Genomic DNA, 18,445 nt, shown 5'->3' with positions numbered 1-18,445 from the left:
GGAGGGTTTTTCTTTTCCTGCATATTTCGTTATCATCCGCACCCACTCTCCAGCCCGGCGGCCTGATGTCTGTCATTATCGATACGTTTATTGCACCACCCTGTCACGACGACATTGAGATCCTCTGGCAGGACGAGCATCTGCTGCTGATCAACAAACCTTCCGGCCTGCTTAGCCTCTCGGGAAAAAATCCGCAAAACCGTGATTCCGTTCACCATCGTCTGGTGCAAACCTTTCCTGGCTGCACGCTGGTGCATCGCCTTGATTTTGGCACCTCGGGCCTGATGGTCATTGCGCGTAACAAGGCGGTTAACGCCGCGCTTTGCCACCAGTTCAGCCAGCGCGCCGTGAGCAAGGTTTACACCGCCCTGTTGTGCGGACATGTGGAACAGGACGAAGGGACCGTGGATGCCCCGATTGCCAAAGATCCGGCACTGTTTCCGCTGATGACGATCTGTGCCCGCACCGGTAAGCCCGCTCGCTCTCGCTATCGGGTGATGGAACGTATTTATCAGGATACGACAATGCCATTGACGCGGGTAGAGCTTACCCCGGAGACCGGGCGCACCCACCAGCTGCGCATTCACTGCCAGCAGTTAGGCCACCCTATTCTGGGGTGCGATCTGTATGGTGGTCTGGAATGGCCGGGCGCGGAAGAAACGCCCCGGCTGATGCTGCATGCCAGCGTTCTGAATTTTATTCATCCGCTGAGCGGCGAGACGATAAACGCCTGTCACGCCGCGCCATTCTGAGCGGGGATTACCACATTAAATCGTCAGGGATTTTAAAGTCTGCGTACGGATCGTCTTCGTCCTGCTCTTCCTGACTCAGCGCGCTGTTAAGCACAATGCTGTCCGCATCGCGTTGGGCAATTTTATCCGCCACCACCGCCGGGATAATCGCGTAATCACAGTCGCCCTTCGCATTAATCACCAGTCGGGCAATCGCCAGACGGCCGTTGATCAGCTGGGTTTGCGTCTGCTTATCGACCTCGATTTTTTTGATCAGGTTGCCGTCGGTAAAGTTAAAGGTAATGTTGCCCTTCGCCACGGTGATGCGGTTCATCTCAATCAGCTGCTTCACCTGCGCCCTGAACTCTTTTGCCAGCACTGCCTGTTTTTGCTGTTCGCTCAGCTGCTTATCACGCTCCAGCTGGGCTTTCTTGTTCTCTTCAACAGCCTCTCTCGCCTCGCGAGCCTGGACGCGGGATTTTTTCGCCGTGCGCTGGACCTTCGCCATCTTTTTACTGCTGACCAAGCCCGCTTTCAGCATCTGCTCTTGCAGGGTGAGTTTTGTCATGTTCGTTTAAACCGGTTGGAAATGTCGGGGGATTATACCTGAATCGCGCAGTTCATGAAGAACCCTCATGACGCAGTGAAATTAAGTCACTTCCCCTGCGCCAGTGGCTCAGGCATAAATTATGCATTGATAACGTTCCGGCAACATGAACTTAGGATGCATAACCAAATGAGTCAGGCTTTCACATTTACCCTTAAGCGCAGTTGCTTTGATGAAAATTATAACCCGTCAGAAAACACGCGTACCACCACCAACTTCGCCAACCTGGCGCGTGGCGAGAAGCGTCAGGAGAACCTGCGCAACACGCTGGTGATGATCAACAACCGCTTTAACGCGCTGGCGAGCTGGGATAACCCAAAGGCGGACCGCTATGCCGTCGAGCTGGAGATTATTTCAGTCGATATGAATATCGGCGGCGATTTTACCTTCCCGGCCATCGAAATTCTGCAAACGACGATTGTGGATAAAAAAACCCACGAGCGCATCGAAGGCATCGTCGGAAATAACTTCTCATCGTATGTTCGTGACTATGATTTCAGCGTCCTGCTGCTGGAGCATAATAAAGATCAACCCCGTTTTACCCTCCCTGAGAATTTTGGCGAGCTGCACGGTAATATTTTTAAAAGCTTCGTTCATTCTGAGGAATATCAGGCGAACTTCAAAAAAGCGCCGGTGATCTGCCTGAGCGTCTCCAGCAAAGACACCTATCGTCGTACCGGTAACCACCACCCGGTGCTGGGGTATGAGTACCAGCCGGACGGCGAGTCGCTAACGGAACAGTACTTCGCGAAGATGGGCCTGAAGGTTCGCTATTTCATGCCGGAAAACAGCGTCGCGCCTTTCGCCTTCTTCTTCACCGGCGATTTACTGCGTGATTACACCAATCTGGAGCTGATCGGCACCATCAGCACCATGGAGACGTTCCAGAAGATCTATCGACCGGAAATTTACAATGCCAATTCCGCTGCGGGACAGTGCTATCAGCCCGACCTGAATCAGCAAGATCACTCATTAACAAAAATCGTCTATGACCGTGAAGAGCGCAGCCGGCTGGCCATTGAACAGGGGAAATATACCGAAGAGCGGTTTATCAAACCCTACAAAACCCTTCTTGAGCAGTGGTCTCATCACTTCACGCTTTCATTTAATACGGATAAAAGGTTCTTCTCATGAAAACATTGCTCCCGACATCGACGGCTGGCAGCCTGCCGAAACCCACCTGGCTTGCGCAGCCGGAAACGCTCTGGTCGCCGTGGAAACTCCAGGACGAGGAATTACTTGCAGGGAAACAGGATGCGCTACGTTTGTCTCTGGATGAACAGATTCGCGCCGGGATTGATATCGTCAGCGACGGGGAACAAACTCGCCAGCATTTCGTCACCACCTTTATTGAACATCTCAGCGGCGTGGATTTTGAGAACCGTCAGACGGTACGCATCCGTAACCGTTACGATGCGAGCGTGCCGACCGTGGTAGACGCGGTGGCGCGTCAGAAACCGGTGTTTGTTGACGACGCGAAATACCTGCGCCAGCTGACGGACAAGCCGATCAAGTGGGCGCTGCCCGGCCCGATGACCATGATCGACACGCTATACGATGCTCACTATAAAAGCCGTGAAAAGCTGGCCTGGGAGTTCGCAAAAATCCTTAATCAGGAAGCCCGCGAGCTGGAGGCGGCCGGTGTCGACATTATTCAGTTCGATGAACCTGCCTTTAACGTCTTTTTCGACGAGGTGAATGACTGGGGCATTGCCGCGCTGGAGCGCGCCATTGAAGGACTGAAATGCGAAACCGCGGTACATATCTGTTACGGGTACGGCATCAAAGCCAATACGGACTGGAAAAAGACGCTCGGCTCCGAGTGGCGCCAGTATGAAGAGGCATTTCCAAAGTTGCAGACCTCAAAGATCGATATTATCTCGCTGGAGTGCCATAACTCGCGCGTACCAATGGATCTGCTGGAGCTTATCCGTGGTAAAAAAGTGATGGTCGGGGCAATTGACGTCGCCACCCAGACCATCGAAACGCCTGAAGAGGTCGCCGATACGCTGCGCAAGGCGTTGCAGTTTGTTGATGCAGATAAGCTCTATCCGTCCACCAACTGCGGTATGGCTCCCCTTTCCCGCCAGGTCGCCAACGGTAAGCTGAAGGCGTTAAGCGCCGGGGCTGACATTATCCGTCGCGAGCTTGCCCGCTAACCTTCAGGTTTGCCAGTACAGCGGCGTACCGAATCGCTCAATATAGTAATCAATCACCGCCCTGACGTTCAGGGGCGGATGACGCGCGTTCGGGTAAATCGCCGCAATCGTCAATGGCTCCGTATTAATTGAACACTCCATTTCCGGCAGCAGTGCCACCAGCTCACCGCTTTTGAGTCGTTCGCTCACCATCCAGTCCGGGAAAAGCACAACGCCCATACCGCCCAGCGCCGCAATCAGGAGCGTTTCCGCGTTATTGGAAGTCATCAGCGGTACGATGGGATAGTGAACCCACGCCTCGCCCGGCTGTCGGATCAGCCAGCGGTTAGGCCCGGACGAGCCGCGGTAAACCAGACAGTGGTGACGGCTGAGATCGTCCGGCCCCTCGGGTGCGCCATGTTTTTGCAGATAGTCCGGCGAGGCCGCCAGATGGTAGAACTGCTGCCCGAACACCCGGGCGTGAAACGAGGAGTCCGTCAGCGCGCCGATGCGGAAGATAACGTCCGCGGCGTCACGGTGCGGATCGATAAAATCGTCGGTGAGGGTCAGTTCAATGGAGAGGCGCGGGTAACGCGCCAGAAGCCCCGGCAGGCCCGGCGCGATGTGCCTCTGTCCGAAAAAGACCGGGCCATTGATACGCAGCGTGCCCGACGGCTCGCGGGCGCGTTCATCCAGCTCGCGTCGCGCGTCCTCCATATTCCCGGCCATCGCCCGGGCATAGCGCACAAAAAGATGCCCGCTCTCTGTGGGCATAATCGCCCGCGTGTTGCGGTAGAAAAGCTGTTGCCCGAGGGCGTCCTCAAGCTGGTGGATCACGCGTGAGACCTGCGACGCAGAAATCCCTTCCCGCCTCGCCACCACGGAGAAATTCTGCGTTTCATAAACATCGATGAAGATCAGCAGCGCGCGAATGCTGATATGTCCGGCATCTATCATTAATGCATTTCCTGCACAGGTGTTTCCTGCATTATGGCATTTTTCTCAATGATGTTCAGACGTAATCTTCACCGCCTGGAAAAAGGAGAAAAAGCGTTATGCACATTATTTTAATTTTACTGGTGATTGCCGGTGGCATGGGGCTGTCCGTGGAAGCCGGGCTGCTGGGGCCGCTGGGCGCAGAGGTGGGCGACCTGTGGGCGGCGTTCAGCATATTTAGCGTGGGAACGGGGCTAACGTTTCTGCTGATGCTGTTTTTCAGCCCCCGCAACAGTCCCTCATTTTTTGCGCAGCCTTCATGGCACCTGTTGGGCGGCGTGCTCGGCCCGGTTTACGTCATCATTCTCACCATTGCCACGCCTGCGATCGGCATTGCCATGACGATGATCGGCATTCTGGCAGGCCAGGTTTTTAAAAGCCTGATTATTGACCACTATGGCCTGCTGGGTACGCCGCACCGCAGGATCGATACAAAACGCATTATTGCGCTGGGATTTATCATCGCCGCGCTCATTCTCGTGGCGCAGGGGTAACGTTATGACAGTAATTATGATTATTCTGGCGGTGATTGGCGGCGCAACGCTGAGCATTCAGGCTGCCATTAACGGGCAATTAGGCAGCAGCGTGGGGGTATTTAAAAGCGCGTTTCTGACTTTTTCCGTCGGCGCGCTGGTGACCGCCCTGCTGATCTTCTTTTTTGAGCCGAAACAGGCGGTCAGCCTGATGGATGTACCCAAATGGCAGCTTCTGGGCGCCCTGTGCGGCGTGCCCTATATCGTGATTATGGTGCTCGCGGTGCAGCGCATCGGGACCGCTGTTGCCACGGTAGCGGTTATCCTGGGCCAGCTGGCCATGAGCATGCTGATTGATAACTTTGGCTGGCTGAACAATGAAGCCATTCCGTTTTCAGTGAGCCGTTTCGGGGCCGTCGTCTGCCTGAGTATTGCGCTCTTCTTCATTTACTCAAGCAGTAAACTTCAGCCCGAAGAGGATTAACCGCCCTCTTTGCGGGTAAAGAACAGCGTCACCGTGGCGACGGTGACGCCAAATTTCTTCATCTCAGTTTTATTGAACAGACGGGTGCTGTCCTGCAAATACATCCAGTCATCAAAGTGCAGCAGCCAGGTTTTGCCGTCCGCCTTCACGTTCATGCTGTAGCGCCAGTTAAGGGCATTGCCCGCCGCCTGGCCTGTCGCGACACCTTCTATGTCACCCGCCGTGCCTTCATAGCGATTCTGCCCAACGCGGCGGATATGCCAGACGCGCTGCTGCTTTTCGCCGTCATCGTAGACAAAATGCTCGTTCAGGGTCAGCGTATCGCCGATAACATCCCCGGCGATCTCGACGTGAAAACGGCGGATCTGCTTACCGCTGCGATCCTGCACCATCCCCCACGCCTCGGTTTTCCCCTGGAAGTAAGTAAAAATATCAAGCCGTGGCTGCTGCTGACGATACTCTGTCACCTCGGTGCTACATCCGGCCACCAGCATCGTCAGGGCAAGCGCCACTAGCAGGAAACGTTTCATTGTGCTCCTCCAGTTAACTGCTGACGCAGTTCAGGATATTCGGTGCGGGGATCGAGCCATATCGCCAGAAAGCGTGAGCTAAACGCTGCCGTCTGGCGTGGCCCGAGTGGCGTAAATTTTTTCTGCGACGCCGTGGGGCGATACCAGAATTGTCCCTGGCCGTTATTAACCACAAACGCGAGCTGCGTGCCGGGCGTGACGTCGGGCCAGAGCGTGGACAGCATGCGTAGCCAGGCTTCACTCTGCGGCTCCTGCTGCAAAATGCCCTGCGCCTGCCACTGGTCGCGGGTCGCCTCGACCAGGTCGTCACCATCGATGTCCCGGGCATAGGTGATAATCAGCGCATTATCGCCGTCTAATCCTGTATAGCTGCCGTCGGGCGTCAGAAGCTGAGAGGTATAGACGGTAAACGGCCCCCAGGTGAGGGTGGCGTCACCCACCTTGCGCCAGCTCAGCCAGTCTGCCGCCTGCACGGTACAGGTGAAGACGGATAACGCGAGCATCAGTACCAGATTTCTCATTGTTGTCTCCCCATCAACAGGTGGAAAAACAGCATCAGCACCAGCCAGCCGGGGAACATCCAGCTGACGACGATAAAGGTCGGCTCCTGAAACGTAATGGCCCCAAGATGCTCGCCGATCAGGTAGGCTACCGGTCCGCCCAGAGTCGCCAGCACCGTCAGCAACCATCCTGGCAAGGTGGTCGTGCGGGTCAGGTGCGTCCAGACGGTGGCAAACATTAGCCACAGCGCCACCATCCATAGCGGCATCAGGGACGCGCCTGTGAACGCAATCAGCCCCGTCAGCGCCCAGAGGGCGTCCAGCAGCGCACCCGACGCCGCCAGCACAAGGGCGTATACCCGGTGTGATGGCGGTAATAACAGCCAGGCAAGCACCGCCAGCGCGATCCAGATGACCAGCCCCTGCTCGCGAAACAGCACCACCAGCGTCCAGTAGAGATCAAAACCGATGGCCAACAGAAATACCTGCCCGTAACGCTTCATACGCGTTCCGCAGTCAGCTGCACCACGCTGATGGTGCGGGCATTAAACCCGGCTTCACAGTAGCCGAGGTAGTACAGCCACATCCGCCGGAAACGGTCATCAAACCCGAGCTTTTCAATCTCCTGCCAGGCGTGAACGAAACGCTGACGCCAGTGCGCCAACGTGCGGGCGTAGTCCGGCCCCATATCGAAGAGATTACGCACCACAAAATCGGTATGGCGGGTCATCAGTTCATTCATGGCGGTGATGCTGGGCAAAAAGCCGCCGGGGAAGATGTAGCGCTGAATAAAATCGACGCTTTTGCTGTAGTCGCGATAGCGTTGATCCTGAATGGTGATGGCCTGAATCGCCATCCGCCCGCCTGGACGCAGACGCGCCTGACAGGTACGGAAAAACGTTGGCAGGTAGCGTTGGCCGACGGCTTCGATCATCTCAACCGAGACCAGTTTGTCGTAAACCCCGGTCAGATCGCGGTAGTCGCAAAGCAGCACCTCAACGCGATCCTGCAACCCTGCCCGGGCGATCCGCGCGGTGGCCCAGTGGTACTGCTCCTGCGACAGCGTGGTGGTGGTCACCCGACAGCCGTAGTGACGGGCGGCGTACTCCGCCATCGCCCCCCAGCCGGTGCCAATCTCCAGCAGATGATCGTTTGCCGTGAGCGCCAGCTGGTCGCACAGCCTGGCCATTTTCGCCTGCTGAGCCGCGTTCAAATCCTGCTCGTCCCCGTTAAACAGCGCGCTGGAGTACAGCAGGTCTTCATCAAGGAAATGGGCGTAGAAGGCGTTGCCCAGATCGTAATGGGCGGCAATATTTTCACGCGCCTGAGCGCGGGAGTTGCGCCGCATCCAGTGCCGTAGCCGCTCCACCGGTTTCCCGAGCAGGCGAAACCCTTTTTCCAGTTGCCCGAGGATTTGGCTATTACGTGCAATCAGCTCCAGCAGCGGCGTCAGGTGGGGCGTCTCCCAGTCGCCATCCATCCACGCTTGTGCCGCGGCGAGGCTGCCCCCGGTTAAAATGCGCCAGTAGACGCCCGGAGCAAGTACCTGCACCTCAGCATGAAGCGCGGCGGAGGCGTCGCCGAACTGGAACGTCTGCGCGCCTTCACGCAGCGTCAGCGAGCCACCGCGCAGACCGTTCAGCAGGCGGAAGAGCAACCATCGCGCGACGCGGACGTTGCGCGGGATATCGGGTTCAAGCGCAAAGACGGGATCGGTCATGAGCGTTCACTCCTGCTGAGGGGATGGTTATGCAGCGGCACGCGCTTCAGCCACAGCCTGAGCGCCTGCCAGTAAATGGCGAAAACGGTTTTGAGGGTCATCAACGGGATCCGCGCCAGCAGCGAACGCAGCGCTGCGCGCGTCAGCGGCGCCCGGCGTAGCGTCAGGGTGGCATCAAACACCTTCGTCTCCTGATGGTTTTCGATATGCATGCGCAGCGTGCTGTCCGGGCTGTTGAAGCGCCAGTGGTAAACCATATCCATCGGATTAAAGGGCGAGACGTGAAACGCTTTCTGCGTCGGCGGGGCGTCCCGCCCCGCTACCGCGTAGTAATGTCGTTCATTCCACGGCGTGTTACGCACTTCGGCGAGAACCCAGCGCAGAGTGTCTTCGCCGTCATAGCAGTAGTAAAAATTGACCGGGTTGAAATGAAAACCGAAATAGCGCAGCTGAGTCAGAAGCATGACCCGCCCCGCCGGACGCTCGCCGGTCAGCTTTTCCAGACGCTCAAGGACGCGCTCTTTGAGCGGCGTGCCCAGCGGGTAGTCCGCATCATAAAATGCCGCGGGCGCAACGCGGTTACGACGCACGCCGACAGAGGGCAGCGCGTCCAGCTCATCCAGATCGAGCCAGGCCATAAAGACGCTGTAGGTAAAGTGGTGCGCTTTCGGCGCAAGCCGACGATGGCGCAATGTACCGTGGTAAAGGCAGCTGTTCATCTCAGTTGCCCTCCCCGGCCGCGATAGCGTTTACCACATCCAGCGCACTGCGTACGCCATCTTCGTGGAAGCCGTTGTACCAGTACGCGCCGCAGAACCAGCTCCGCTGGCGACCATTTATTTCGCCGCGCCGGGCCTGGGCTTGCCAGCTTTGCGGGTTAAAAAGCGGATGCTCATAGACAAAGCGGCGCAGCACATAGCGTTCTTCCACCGGCGTTTCCGGGTTGAGGGTGACGCAAAACAGCGGGCTACCCGGCGGCAGTCCCTGCAAGATATTCATGTTGTAGGTGACGCAGGCGCTGGCCCGATCCTGCTCGCTGAGGCGGTAGTTCCAGCTGGCCCACGCGCGTTCGCGCACCGGCAGCCAGCGCGGATCGCGGTGAAGCACCACCTCGTTACGCTGCCAGCCGATATCACCCAGCACCTCACGTTCAGCCTGCGTTGGGCTGGCGAGCATCGCCAGCGCCTGAGCAGAGTGACAGGCGAAGATCACCTGATCGAAGGTATGAGTGACGCCTTCCCGCTCAATATCGACGCCACGATCGTGGCGAACAACCTTCTGAACCGGCGCGTTGAGGTGCAGCGTCAGGCGATCGCCAAGCTTGTCCATCATCGCGCGGATATACTCCCGGGAGCCGCCTGGCACGACGTACCACTGCGGACGATGGGTAATGTCCAGCAGACCGTGGTTTTCAAAAAAGCGTAAAAAGAGCGGCAGCGGAAAGCGTTTCATCTCCTGTATCGACGACGACCAGATAGCCGCCCCCATTGGCAGGATGTAGTGGCGCGCAAAAAAGGGCGTAAAGCGGTGCTGGCGCAGGAACGTTTCCAGCGTGGCGGATCCATCGACTTCGCCCCGGAGCGTCTGTTTCGCCAGCCGGTTAAAGCGCACGATCTCCTTCAGTAGCGTCCAGAAGGCAGGGTTCAGCAGATTACGACGCTGGGCGAACAGCGACGTCAGCGTGTGCCCGTTATACTCCAGCCCGCTCTGCGGGTTCTGCACCGAAAAGCTCATCTGCGTTTTTTGCCCGCTGATGCCCAGTTCGCTGAGCAGCCCCATGAAGCGCGGATAGGTGCGGTCGTTGTAGACGATAAAACCGGTATCGATGGCAAAGGTGCCCTGGGGCGTGTCGACATCTACCGTTGCAGTATGGCCGCCCGGGGTGGCCTGCGCCTCGAACACCGTGATCTGATGATGTCCGGCGAGCCGCCAGGCACAGGTTAACCCGGCGATGCCGCTGCCGATAATTGCGATTTTCATGGTCGCACCATCCTGCGCAGCAGTGCGCGCTGAAGTACATCGGGCAGGCCGGAAAGCAGGCGCAGCGCCAGGCTGAACCCGGCGGGAAACGCGATGTGATCCTTCCCTTTTGCCAGACCGCGACGAATGGCGTGGACGGCGTCCCCCACGCTGACCCGGCCCGGCATCGGGAAATCGTTTTTGCGGGTCAGCGGCGTGTCGACAAAACCGGGTGAAACGACCGTGACGGCAATCCCTTTCGGTTCCCAGTCGAGGCGCAGCGTGTCGGCAAACCAGGTTAACGCCGCTTTAGAGGCCCCATAGGCTTCGGCTCGCGGGAAGTGAAGCCAGTGCGCCATCGAACTGACCAGCACCACGCGGTTGCCGGATACCAGCTGCGGCTGCAACGCCGCAAGGCAGTTTACCGGCCCCATGAAATTGGTGGTCATGACCCGCGCCACCAGCTCGGCATCCACCTCGCCGCGGTCGAGATACTCGCAGGTTCCGGCGCAGAGAATCACCGTGTCGGCAGCACAGTCCGCCAGCGCCTGGCGACAGGCGTCCCTGTCTGTCATATCGAACAGGCGCACCGTGATGTTGGGGCTGTGCTGATGCACAGCGGCCAGACGTTGCGCATCGCGCCCGCAGGCAATCACCCGGTAACCATCGTCGGCAAAAGATTTCGCCAGCCCCGCCCCGATGCCCGAGCTTGCGCCGGTGATCAGAACCGTTTTCATGATTTCACTCTCCGCTTCACGCCGCGTACGGCCCAGCCGAGTATCGGGAGATGTTCGTAAATCATCTCTCCGGCATCGTAGTAATCCCGCTGGCGAACAATGCGATCGTCGCGCATGTCTACCACGGAGCAGCCCGGCAGCTGTCGCACTGCACCCCGGGCAATACGCGGGTGCGACCAGTGCATTATCCAGGTGACCACAAAGCGATCGCCCTGCTGCAACGGCGCATCAACGGTAAAGCGACAGTGCTGGACGTTAGCCAGCAAGTGGGTGAAATAGCGCTGGATCGCGAACACCCCGCTATGTTCGCCAAAGGGATCGATAAGCGTGGCATCGGCGCGATAAATTCCCGCCAGCGCCGAAGGTGGCTGGGTATCCAGCGTGGCGTAGTACTCAACGAACCGACTGATGACGGACGGCAACGTGCTCATGGGTCACATCCTGGGTGTAAACAACGTAGCGAAATCGCATAATTTAAACTTACACAATTAACGTTATTTGTCCAAGTTTGCGCAGATATATTTTTTATTCTTATTATTTTTCAAAGACCTGAAATGTTACCTCGCGCAACCATTTTGAGCATAAAGTTGAATTTCGCCGCCAGGCTGCCGTTTTTTTAGGGATAACCTTAAGGCAAAGGTGCCATTTATCTTCCAGACTTATCCTTTTAATTCATAAGGATGTCACGCGATGAAACATTTACTGATGACGCTCTTTTCCAGCCCGGAATCCTTGTTGCAGGTCATGAGTCACCAGGAAATTATCGAAGCCGTAGAGGATGGCGACCGCATCATCATCGATCAGGATGGAAACGCCTCGGTTAACTACAAAAGCCACGAGGTGCGGCAGGACTTTCTGCGCCATGTCAACGCGCTGAAGAGGGCCTGAAATGGGAACGGCAATATTCATGGTATTGATGGTATGCGGGTACTGGTACACCAGCCGCGACCTCTCAACACGGTTTAAAATCAAGCGCTCCTTTGGCTGGGACGTCTATTTTCTTGTGGCGCTGTATGGCTGTATTTTTGTTCTTCAGGGAGTGATCGCCACCGGCCTGTTGTGGCTGCTGTTGTTCGCCCTCTCCGCCGCCGATAACACGTTCCATTTCACGTCTGCAAAATATGCCGACTGGCAAATTGATTTTATGAACTGGAGCTTCCTGGGGATTCAGGCCCCGGTGGTGGTAATGCTGACCTTCGCGATCCTGTTCTGTCTCTACCGCTCGAACTGGGCCGGGAGCGCGCGGCTGGACGGCGAAGGCCGAAAAAAGCTCTACAAGCGGCTGGCGCAATCGAGCGGGATTGAACAGCTGCTCTATCAGTGCATGGAGGAAGGTGAACTGGCGCACGTCACGCTGAAATCGCGGCGGATCTATATTGGGATGATCCATACCGCCACGCTGGAGTATGAAAAAACGGCCAATATCGTGCTTATTCCGATGCTGAGCGGCTACCGTGACGGGAAAAACATGCAGCTCTGTATCGAACATAACTACAGCAAATGGTATGCCGAGCATGACATTACGCTCGATTCAGAGCCCAAAAGCGCCATGGATTTTCGCAAAGTGATCATGCTGGATCAGATCGAGAGTATTTCGCTGTTCGATCCGGCAAGCGCCAGCGCGCTGGCAATGCGTGAATAAAAAAATGGCGCCTTATCGCAACAAGGCGCCAGGATTAACCAGGACGAACGCTAAACTTATGGCGTCACAATATTGAACCAGAAGTCAAATGTGTCCATGTAGCTCAGCATCTCTTCCAGCTTCGCCCCGTTTCCGCTCACCTTCACGTCACCCTTATCCATCGCCTGCTTCAGCGTCTCTTTCTTAAGGATGATGTTGTTCAGCGTGCTACGGTCCAGCGTGATGGTTGCGTCAGCATCCTTCGCCTGCGCGTTGGCGGTATGGTTCAGCACGCCGTTTTCCAGCTCCAGCTTGTATTTGCCGCCATCCTTACCGAGATCAACATTGAAGACCGCCTTCGCGTTACCGGCCCGCACCCCGTTGATGTGCACACCCAGGTAGTCGAAGAACATTTCCGGGGTCATCGCCCGCACGGTATCCGGGCTGGCGGTGTTCGGCGTCGGCAGCTTCTTCACGCCATTACGCAGTTCCTGCGCGCCGGTCAGGTAGAAGTTACGCCAGGTGCCCGCTTCCGCCTGGTAACCTAACTGCTCCAGCGCGTCGGCTTCCAGATTACGGGCAGCCTGGTTGTTAGGATCGGCAAAGACCACTTTGCTGACCACCTGAGCAACCCAACGGTAATTACCCTGCTGATAATCCGCTTTGGCTTTCTGTATGATGGCATCAGCGCCGCCCATGTACTGCACGAACTTCTTCGCAGCCAGTTCAGGCGGCAGCTCGTCGAGGGTTGCCGGGTTGCCGTCGAACCAGCCGAGATAAAACACGTAGGTGGCTTTGACGTCGTGGCTAACGGAGCCGTAGTAACCGCGGCTTGCCCACTGTTTTTCCAGCGATTCCGGCAGTTTAAACTCGGCGGCGATCTCGTCGCGGGTCAGCCCCTTGTTTGCCATACGAAGGGTCTGGTCGTTGATGTAGCGGTACATATCGCGCTGACCTTTCATCAGCTTGACGATATTCTCGTTACCCCAGGTCGGCCAGTGGTGCTGCGCAATAATCACTTCCGCGTCCGCGCCCCAGCGCTCAATGGCGGCGTTAATGTACTTAGACCAGGCCAGCGGGTCGCGGATTTTCGCGCCGCGCAGGGAGTAGGTGTTGTGCAGAGTATGGGTCACGTCCTCTGCGGCCTCGATCATTTTCTTCTCTTTGACATACCACAGCATCTCCGACGGAGCTTCTGAACCCGGCGCCATCATAAAGTCGTAGGTCAAACCGTCGATCACTTCTTCCTGACCGGTATGGGTAATGTAGTCGGTCGGCGGGATGAGGGTGACAGTACCCGCAGAGGTGGTGGTGCCAAGGCCTGCACCCACCTGGCCTTTTGCATTCGGCTTCAGCAGGTTGCCGTACATATAGCTCGCACGGCGGCTCATCGCGTTTCCGGCCATAATGTTTTCGGAAACCGCCTCTTTCATAAAGCCATCCGGCGCGTAGATTTTCACTTTGCCAGACTTGACGTCAGCTTCGTCAACCACGCCGCGCAGGCCGCCATAGTGGTCAACGTGGCTGTGGGTGATCACCACAGCGACGACCGGTTTCTTGCCGCGGTTTGCATAGTAGAGATCCAGCGCTTCTTTCGCCGGTTCAGCGCTTAACAGCGGGTCGATAACGGTAATGCCCTTCTCGCCCTCAATGATGGTCATGTTGGAGAGATCGAGATTACGGATCTGATACACGCCGTCGGTGACCTTAAACAGCCCGCCAATGTTGATCAACTGTGACTGACGCCACAGGCTCGGGTTTACCGTATCCGGGGCTTTCTCACCCTCTTTCACGAAATCATATTTCGCCGGGTTCCAGATAACGTTCCCCTGCTCGCCTTTAATCATGTTTTGTGGCAGCGGGGCGATAAAACCTTTATGGGCGTTCTCAAAGTCGGTTTTATCGGCAAACGGTAATTTGTTATACAGGGCGTTATTTACCTGCCGGGTCGTGGCAGTGGCATCCTGCGGCTGCACTTCCGCAAACGCGGAAAGCGACAGCGACGTCAACACACCGGCAAGCGCCAGATGTTTAGCAATTAGGGTTAATTTCATTGAATGGCCTCATAGATTAATTGCGCCGCCTGGATATTTACTGTTGGCGGATAATTTTAATGCGAACTCATTGACGACCATTCTAAACAGAATACCTTTCCATCATAGTCCCATATGGGACTCGTTATTTATGGGTTCGTAATTCGGGGCCTATTGCTGCTATACTCGCTACCACGGCAAACGTTGCGGGGAGAGGCTTAGCGTGAATTTTCAGGATATCCATACCTATTATCAGCAACTCAATATTGGGCAATTTTTTCCGCACATGCTTTGTAAAGGCGAGGCCTTAACCGTTGCCGCAAATAAAAAACTCACCGTCGAGCCTGGCTATATCTATTTTTGCACTGAAGGGTCGCTGACGATATTAATGCCTGATGATGGCCTTAATATTGGCAATACTATCGAGTATATGCCGATAGGGTTAATGGAAAGGTATTGTCCACTGGCGAAGTATGAATATCGCAGCAGTGCGAAGGTGAAGCTGGTGAGAATATCCTGGGTCGACTTCGACCAGATATTTTTCCAGGGCGGGCCTGAGCGCATGCAGGCGCTGGCCACCATACTGACCTACATGTCCATATTTACCATCGACCTGCACAATGAACGCAGGCAGGTCACCAGCTACCAGACCATCAAACCAATGCTGTACCGCTATCTCTATCGGCAGGAGACCCACACGGGAGAGAATGAGGGCCTGGCGCTGTTTATCATCAAGCGCACTAACCTGTCACGAACGCATGTCTTTCGCGTGCTGGCAGATCTTAAAGCCGGGGGATATATCACCATGAAGCGCGGAAAGCTGGTGTCGATTGACCGGCCCCTGCCGGATGCGTATTGAGCTCATTTTCACGCCTTGATCAACGTGCGGGAGCGAACAGCCTTATTTATCCCGGCCAGCCGACTTAGGCCGTAAATTCTCATCGAAGACCAGCCGTTTGCGTCCTGGCTCTTCTTCACGCAGCGGCTCCACCTGGTGCAGCGTCTGCTTACAACGGTCCACCAGCACCTGATACTCCCGCGTGCCCTGCTTTTTCCACTCTATTTCCTGCGCACTTAGCTCACGAATCGCTTTCGCCGGACTGCCAAGAATTAAGTGATTCGCAGGCATTTCCGCTTTGGCCTTCACAAACGCCGCCGCCCCAACGATGCTGTTTTCGCCGATCGTCGCCCCGTCCATCACGACCGCATTCATCCCCACCAGCGCATTACGGCGGATAATGCAGCCGTGCAGGATCGCGCTGTGGCCGATATGCCCGTCCTCTTCCACCACCGTGTCCTGCTCCGGAAAACCGTGCATCACGCAGTTATCCTGGATGTTCGCGCCGTCTTTCACCACGATCCGGCCAAAATCGCCGCGCAGGCTGGCGTTGGGCCCCACGTAAACGCCTTTGCCGAGGATCACGTCGCCAATCAGCACCGCGGTCGGGTGAACATAGCTCTCTTCAGGCACGACCGGCGTCAGACCATCAATTTGATAAACAGGCATACCCTCTCCTTATGTGATATTCAGACCACCAAAACGCTGGTGATAAAGCGTGCCGGGAGCGGGCAGCTCGCCCACAGAGGTTTCCCCCTTCTCACTGACAAACGCCAGGGCTCCCGCCGCCACGCGCTGGTAGATATTAATGCACAGCTGTCGCGCGCTCTGTCCCGCCCAGTGCGCAGGAAGTAACTCCTCCGGCAACAGCGGATCTTTCAGCACCACGCGACGATAAAAATGAATGAGTAACAGCTGGATCTGGAAGCAGCGTTCCGGGGTCAAATCCTCAGGCGGCGTTTCTTTCAGCAGCGGCAACAGCGGACGGAACGAGTTGATAAACGTTTCGTACATCGCGTTTTGTTCGGTCAACTGCCAGCACTCTTCCACGCGGGCTCGTAACGCCGCACGTGATAAGGCCAGCGGTGAATGGGCCTCAAAGAAAATGACGTTTTCCGCCACGCCCGCGTCATGCAGCAGAGACTGCACGTCCGCCAGGTTCTGCGACGGCGAGGCCATCAGGCTCGGCGCCAGCGTGCCGAACCCTTGCCAGATGAGCTGTTTTTTCACGTCCGCGAGGGTGGTTTTATCCAGCCCCTCGGAGAGCAGCAGCAGCCATTTACCATCCCACGCCGGCAGTTCCGCACGGTAGATTTTATTTTCCGCGCGGCGGGTCAAACGCAGCCCCTTGTCGCTGAGACGGTAAAAGCTGCGGCGGCCAATGCGGGACACGTCCAGCCAGCCCTCTTTGTTGAGGCGAAACAGCGCGGTGCGCACAAAACGCTCGCCAAATCCCATCCCTTCCAGCAGGGCCGCCAGGCTGCCGAGCCAGATCTCTCCGCCGCGGTGCGAAAGCGCGTCGCCATACAGTGAGGAGATAAGCGACGTTCCGCTGACGGGAACAGAGCTGACTGCATGCTGGATAAAGGCTTCAAGTTTATTCATGTGATTCATTCTGTTGTTATTTTTTTCCTGGATGAATCATAGCATACGAATCTGGGGTGTACCCTCACCCTAACCCTCTCCCAAAGGGAGAGGGAACTTAATACACCCTCTCCCTTTGGGAGAGGGCTGGGGTGAGGAGAATTCAACCGTTGGCTGCCACTTTACGCAAATCAAACACCCGGCAAGCTTTACCCTCGGAGCGCGGTATGCTGCCACAGTTAACGATCATCACGTCGGTCGAGATCCCCACCATCGATTTAATCCGATGACGCAGCTGATGGCAGACCTGACAGCGCTGCTCATGGGTCAGCGTTAAGCTGCTCTGTTTCAGCTCGACCTTCACCGAAAGTGAATCAAGATGCCCGCGGCGGTTCACCTCCAGCTGATAGTGTGGCGAAAGATGTTCGAACTTAACGATCTCCTCTTCCAGCTGTGACGGGAAGACGTTCACGCCGCGAATGATGAGCATGTCGTCGCTGCGCCCGCTGATGCGATCCATCCGGCGCATGGTGCGTGCAGTGCCCGGCAGCAGGCGCGTCAGGTCGCGGGTGCGGTAGCGGATCACCGGCAGCGCCTCTTTGGTCAGGGTGGTGAACAGCAGTTCGCCCTGCTCGCCGTCGGCCAGCGGCGTGCCGTCATTCGGGTTGACGATCTCCGGGTAGAAGTGATCTTCCCAGATGGTCGGGCCGTCAGCGGTTTCAAGACACTCCATCGCCACGCCCGGCCCCATCACTTCGGAGAGACCATAGATATCCAGCGCGGTAATGCCCAGCCGTTTTTCAATTTCGCGGCGCATCGCCTGCGTCCACGGCTCGGCGCCAAACACGCCGACGCGCAGGGAACAGGCGCTGGCGTCACCGCCCATCTGACGCTCCAGCTCTTCAATTAAATTCAGGCAGTATGAGGGCGTCACCATGATCATATCCGGCTGAAAATCGCGGATCAGCTGCGCCTGCTTCTCCGTCTGGCCGCCGGACATCGGGATCACCGTTGCACCCAGACGCTCGGCACCGTAGTGCGCCCCCAGCCCGCCGGTGAATAGCCCGTAGCCGTAGGCCACGTGAATTTTATCCTTCGCGCTGCCCCCGGCGGCGCGCAGGGAACGGGCGACGATATTGGCCCAGTTGTCGATATCATTCTGGGTATATCCCACCACGGTCGGCTTTCCGGTGGTGCCCGACGAGGCGTGGATGCGCACCACCTGCTCCATCGGCACCGCAAAGGTATCGAACGGGTAGTTGTCGCGCAGATCCTGCTTGGTGGTGCACGGGAATTTTTGCAGGTCCGCCAGCTCGTTAAAATCGTCAGGGTGAACGCCCGCGGCGTCAAACTTGCGTTTGTACATCGGAACGTTGTTGTAGGCGTGGTTCAGCGTCCACTTCAGGCGCGCGGTCTGCAACGCCTGCAATTCATCAATGGACGCGGTTTCGATCGGATCAAGCTTTGTTGTATTTATCATCGCAGGGTACTCAC

22 protein-coding genes are annotated in these 18,445 nt (G+C 56.8%); 8 read left to right on the top strand and 14 right to left on the bottom strand.

Annotation, left to right across the window (positions count from 1 at the left end; genetic code table 11):
• Positions 1-65 precede the first annotated feature (65 nt).
• Positions 66-752: an RluA family pseudouridine synthase gene (locus ACOTZD_RS13755; RefSeq protein ID WP_421636312.1), complete on the top strand. Its 687-nt coding sequence runs from the start codon at positions 66-68 to the stop codon at positions 750-752.
• A 7-nt stretch (positions 753-759) separates the two neighbouring features.
• On the opposite strand, the gene ACOTZD_RS13750 is transcribed toward ACOTZD_RS13755, so the two are convergent.
• Positions 760-1,299, bottom strand: a complete 540-nt coding sequence (locus ACOTZD_RS13750; protein ID WP_003857300.1) for a DUF2058 domain-containing protein — start codon at positions 1,297-1,299, stop codon at positions 760-762.
• Between the two features lie 168 nt (positions 1,300-1,467).
• Between ACOTZD_RS13750 and ACOTZD_RS13745 the strand changes: the two genes are divergently transcribed.
• On the top strand, positions 1,468-2,472 hold the full coding sequence (locus ACOTZD_RS13745) for a DUF1852 domain-containing protein (protein ID WP_022651153.1): 1,005 nt from the start codon (positions 1,468-1,470) through the stop codon (positions 2,470-2,472).
• Positions 2,469-3,497, top strand: coding sequence for a methionine synthase (locus ACOTZD_RS13740; RefSeq protein WP_003857302.1), 1,029 nt, complete (start codon positions 2,469-2,471; stop codon positions 3,495-3,497). Before ACOTZD_RS13745 ends, ACOTZD_RS13740 begins: the two co-directional genes overlap by 4 nt.
• 3 nt (positions 3,498-3,500) lie before the next feature.
• Here the strand turns inward: ACOTZD_RS13740 and ACOTZD_RS13735 are convergent, their stop codons facing one another.
• The gene (locus ACOTZD_RS13735) at positions 3,501-4,433 is read right to left on the bottom strand and encodes a LysR family transcriptional regulator (RefSeq protein ID WP_023324609.1); all 933 of its coding nucleotides are present in this window, start codon (positions 4,431-4,433) and stop codon (positions 3,501-3,503) included.
• 98 nt (positions 4,434-4,531) lie between these two features.
• On the opposite strand from ACOTZD_RS13735, the gene ACOTZD_RS13730 reads away from it, so the two are divergent.
• Both ACOTZD_RS13730 and ACOTZD_RS13725 read left to right on the top strand, forming a co-directional pair.
• On the top strand, positions 4,532-4,966 hold the full coding sequence (locus ACOTZD_RS13730; RefSeq protein WP_003857304.1) for a DMT family transporter: 435 nt from the start codon (positions 4,532-4,534) through the stop codon (positions 4,964-4,966).
• Positions 4,967-4,970: 4 nt separating this feature from the next.
• Entirely contained in the window at positions 4,971-5,429 is a 459-nt protein-coding gene (locus ACOTZD_RS13725) for a DMT family transporter (protein ID WP_045333015.1), read from the top strand.
• Here the strand turns inward: ACOTZD_RS13725 and ACOTZD_RS13720 are convergent.
• The 8 genes from ACOTZD_RS13720 to ACOTZD_RS13685 are packed head-to-tail and all read right to left on the bottom strand — an operon-like array spanning position 5,426 to position 11,306.
• Entirely contained in the window at positions 5,426-5,959 is a 534-nt protein-coding gene (locus ACOTZD_RS13720) for a DUF3833 domain-containing protein (RefSeq protein ID WP_023314103.1), read from the bottom strand. The genes ACOTZD_RS13725 and ACOTZD_RS13720 overlap by 4 nt on opposite strands.
• Positions 5,956-6,480, bottom strand: a complete 525-nt coding sequence (locus tag ACOTZD_RS13715; RefSeq protein WP_023314102.1) for a hypothetical protein — start codon at positions 6,478-6,480, stop codon at positions 5,956-5,958. Before ACOTZD_RS13715 ends, ACOTZD_RS13720 begins: the two co-directional genes overlap by 4 nt.
• Complete coding sequence (locus tag ACOTZD_RS13710) at positions 6,477-6,962, bottom strand: DUF2878 domain-containing protein (protein WP_003857308.1); 486 nt, start codon at positions 6,960-6,962, stop codon at positions 6,477-6,479. Before ACOTZD_RS13710 ends, ACOTZD_RS13715 begins: the two co-directional genes overlap by 4 nt.
• Positions 6,959-8,179, bottom strand: a complete 1,221-nt coding sequence (locus ACOTZD_RS13705) for an SAM-dependent methyltransferase (RefSeq protein WP_003857310.1) — start codon at positions 8,177-8,179, stop codon at positions 6,959-6,961. Before ACOTZD_RS13705 ends, ACOTZD_RS13710 begins: the two co-directional genes overlap by 4 nt.
• Positions 8,176-8,898, bottom strand: a complete 723-nt coding sequence (locus tag ACOTZD_RS13700; protein ID WP_032609137.1) for a DUF1365 domain-containing protein — start codon at positions 8,896-8,898, stop codon at positions 8,176-8,178. The genes ACOTZD_RS13705 and ACOTZD_RS13700 overlap by 4 nt, the downstream gene beginning before the upstream one ends.
• A gap of 1 nt (position 8,899) precedes the next feature.
• Positions 8,900-10,159, bottom strand: coding sequence for an NAD(P)/FAD-dependent oxidoreductase (locus tag ACOTZD_RS13695; protein WP_174402344.1), 1,260 nt, complete (start codon positions 10,157-10,159; stop codon positions 8,900-8,902).
• Complete coding sequence (locus ACOTZD_RS13690; protein WP_023324604.1) at positions 10,156-10,875, bottom strand: SDR family NAD(P)-dependent oxidoreductase; 720 nt, start codon at positions 10,873-10,875, stop codon at positions 10,156-10,158. Before ACOTZD_RS13690 ends, ACOTZD_RS13695 begins: the two co-directional genes overlap by 4 nt.
• Positions 10,872-11,306: a nuclear transport factor 2 family protein gene (locus ACOTZD_RS13685; RefSeq protein WP_032609132.1), complete on the bottom strand. Its 435-nt coding sequence runs from the start codon at positions 11,304-11,306 to the stop codon at positions 10,872-10,874. Before ACOTZD_RS13685 ends, ACOTZD_RS13690 begins: the two co-directional genes overlap by 4 nt.
• A gap of 259 nt (positions 11,307-11,565) precedes the next feature.
• On the opposite strand from ACOTZD_RS13685, the gene ACOTZD_RS13680 reads away from it, so the two are divergent.
• Entirely contained in the window at positions 11,566-11,763 is a 198-nt protein-coding gene (locus ACOTZD_RS13680) for a hypothetical protein (protein WP_003857318.1), read from the top strand.
• A 1-nt stretch (position 11,764) separates the two neighbouring features.
• The gene (locus tag ACOTZD_RS13675) at positions 11,765-12,517 is read left to right on the top strand and encodes a hypothetical protein (protein WP_022651152.1); all 753 of its coding nucleotides are present in this window, start codon (positions 11,765-11,767) and stop codon (positions 12,515-12,517) included.
• Between the two features lie 56 nt (positions 12,518-12,573).
• Here the strand turns inward: ACOTZD_RS13675 and ACOTZD_RS13670 are convergent, their stop codons facing one another.
• On the bottom strand, positions 12,574-14,550 hold the full coding sequence (locus ACOTZD_RS13670; protein WP_174402343.1) for an alkyl/aryl-sulfatase: 1,977 nt from the start codon (positions 14,548-14,550) through the stop codon (positions 12,574-12,576).
• Between the two features lie 202 nt (positions 14,551-14,752).
• Between ACOTZD_RS13670 and ACOTZD_RS13665 the strand changes: the two genes are divergently transcribed.
• A complete protein-coding gene (locus tag ACOTZD_RS13665) occupies positions 14,753-15,388 on the top strand; it encodes a helix-turn-helix domain-containing protein (protein WP_003857323.1) in 636 nt (211 codons plus the stop codon).
• 42 nt (positions 15,389-15,430) lie between these two features.
• Here the strand turns inward: ACOTZD_RS13665 and paaY are convergent, their stop codons facing one another.
• The 3 genes from paaY to paaK form a co-directional block, all read right to left on the bottom strand.
• A complete protein-coding gene (gene paaY / locus ACOTZD_RS13660) occupies positions 15,431-16,036 on the bottom strand; it encodes a phenylacetic acid degradation protein PaaY (protein ID WP_006810541.1) in 606 nt (201 codons plus the stop codon).
• A gap of 9 nt (positions 16,037-16,045) precedes the next feature.
• A complete protein-coding gene (paaX, locus tag ACOTZD_RS13655; protein WP_048240857.1) occupies positions 16,046-16,981 on the bottom strand; it encodes a phenylacetic acid degradation operon negative regulatory protein PaaX in 936 nt (311 codons plus the stop codon).
• Between the two features lie 133 nt (positions 16,982-17,114).
• On the bottom strand, positions 17,115-18,431 hold the full coding sequence (gene paaK, locus ACOTZD_RS13650) for a phenylacetate--CoA ligase PaaK (RefSeq protein ID WP_022648028.1): 1,317 nt from the start codon (positions 18,429-18,431) through the stop codon (positions 17,115-17,117).
• Positions 18,432-18,445: the final 14 nt, after the last annotated feature.

Source organism: Enterobacter cloacae complex sp. SHL022 (assembly GCF_049237785.1).
Lineage (GTDB): Bacteria > Pseudomonadota > Gammaproteobacteria > Enterobacterales > Enterobacteriaceae > Enterobacter > Enterobacter hormaechei_C.
This window is presented reverse-complemented; position numbering and strand designations above follow the sequence as displayed.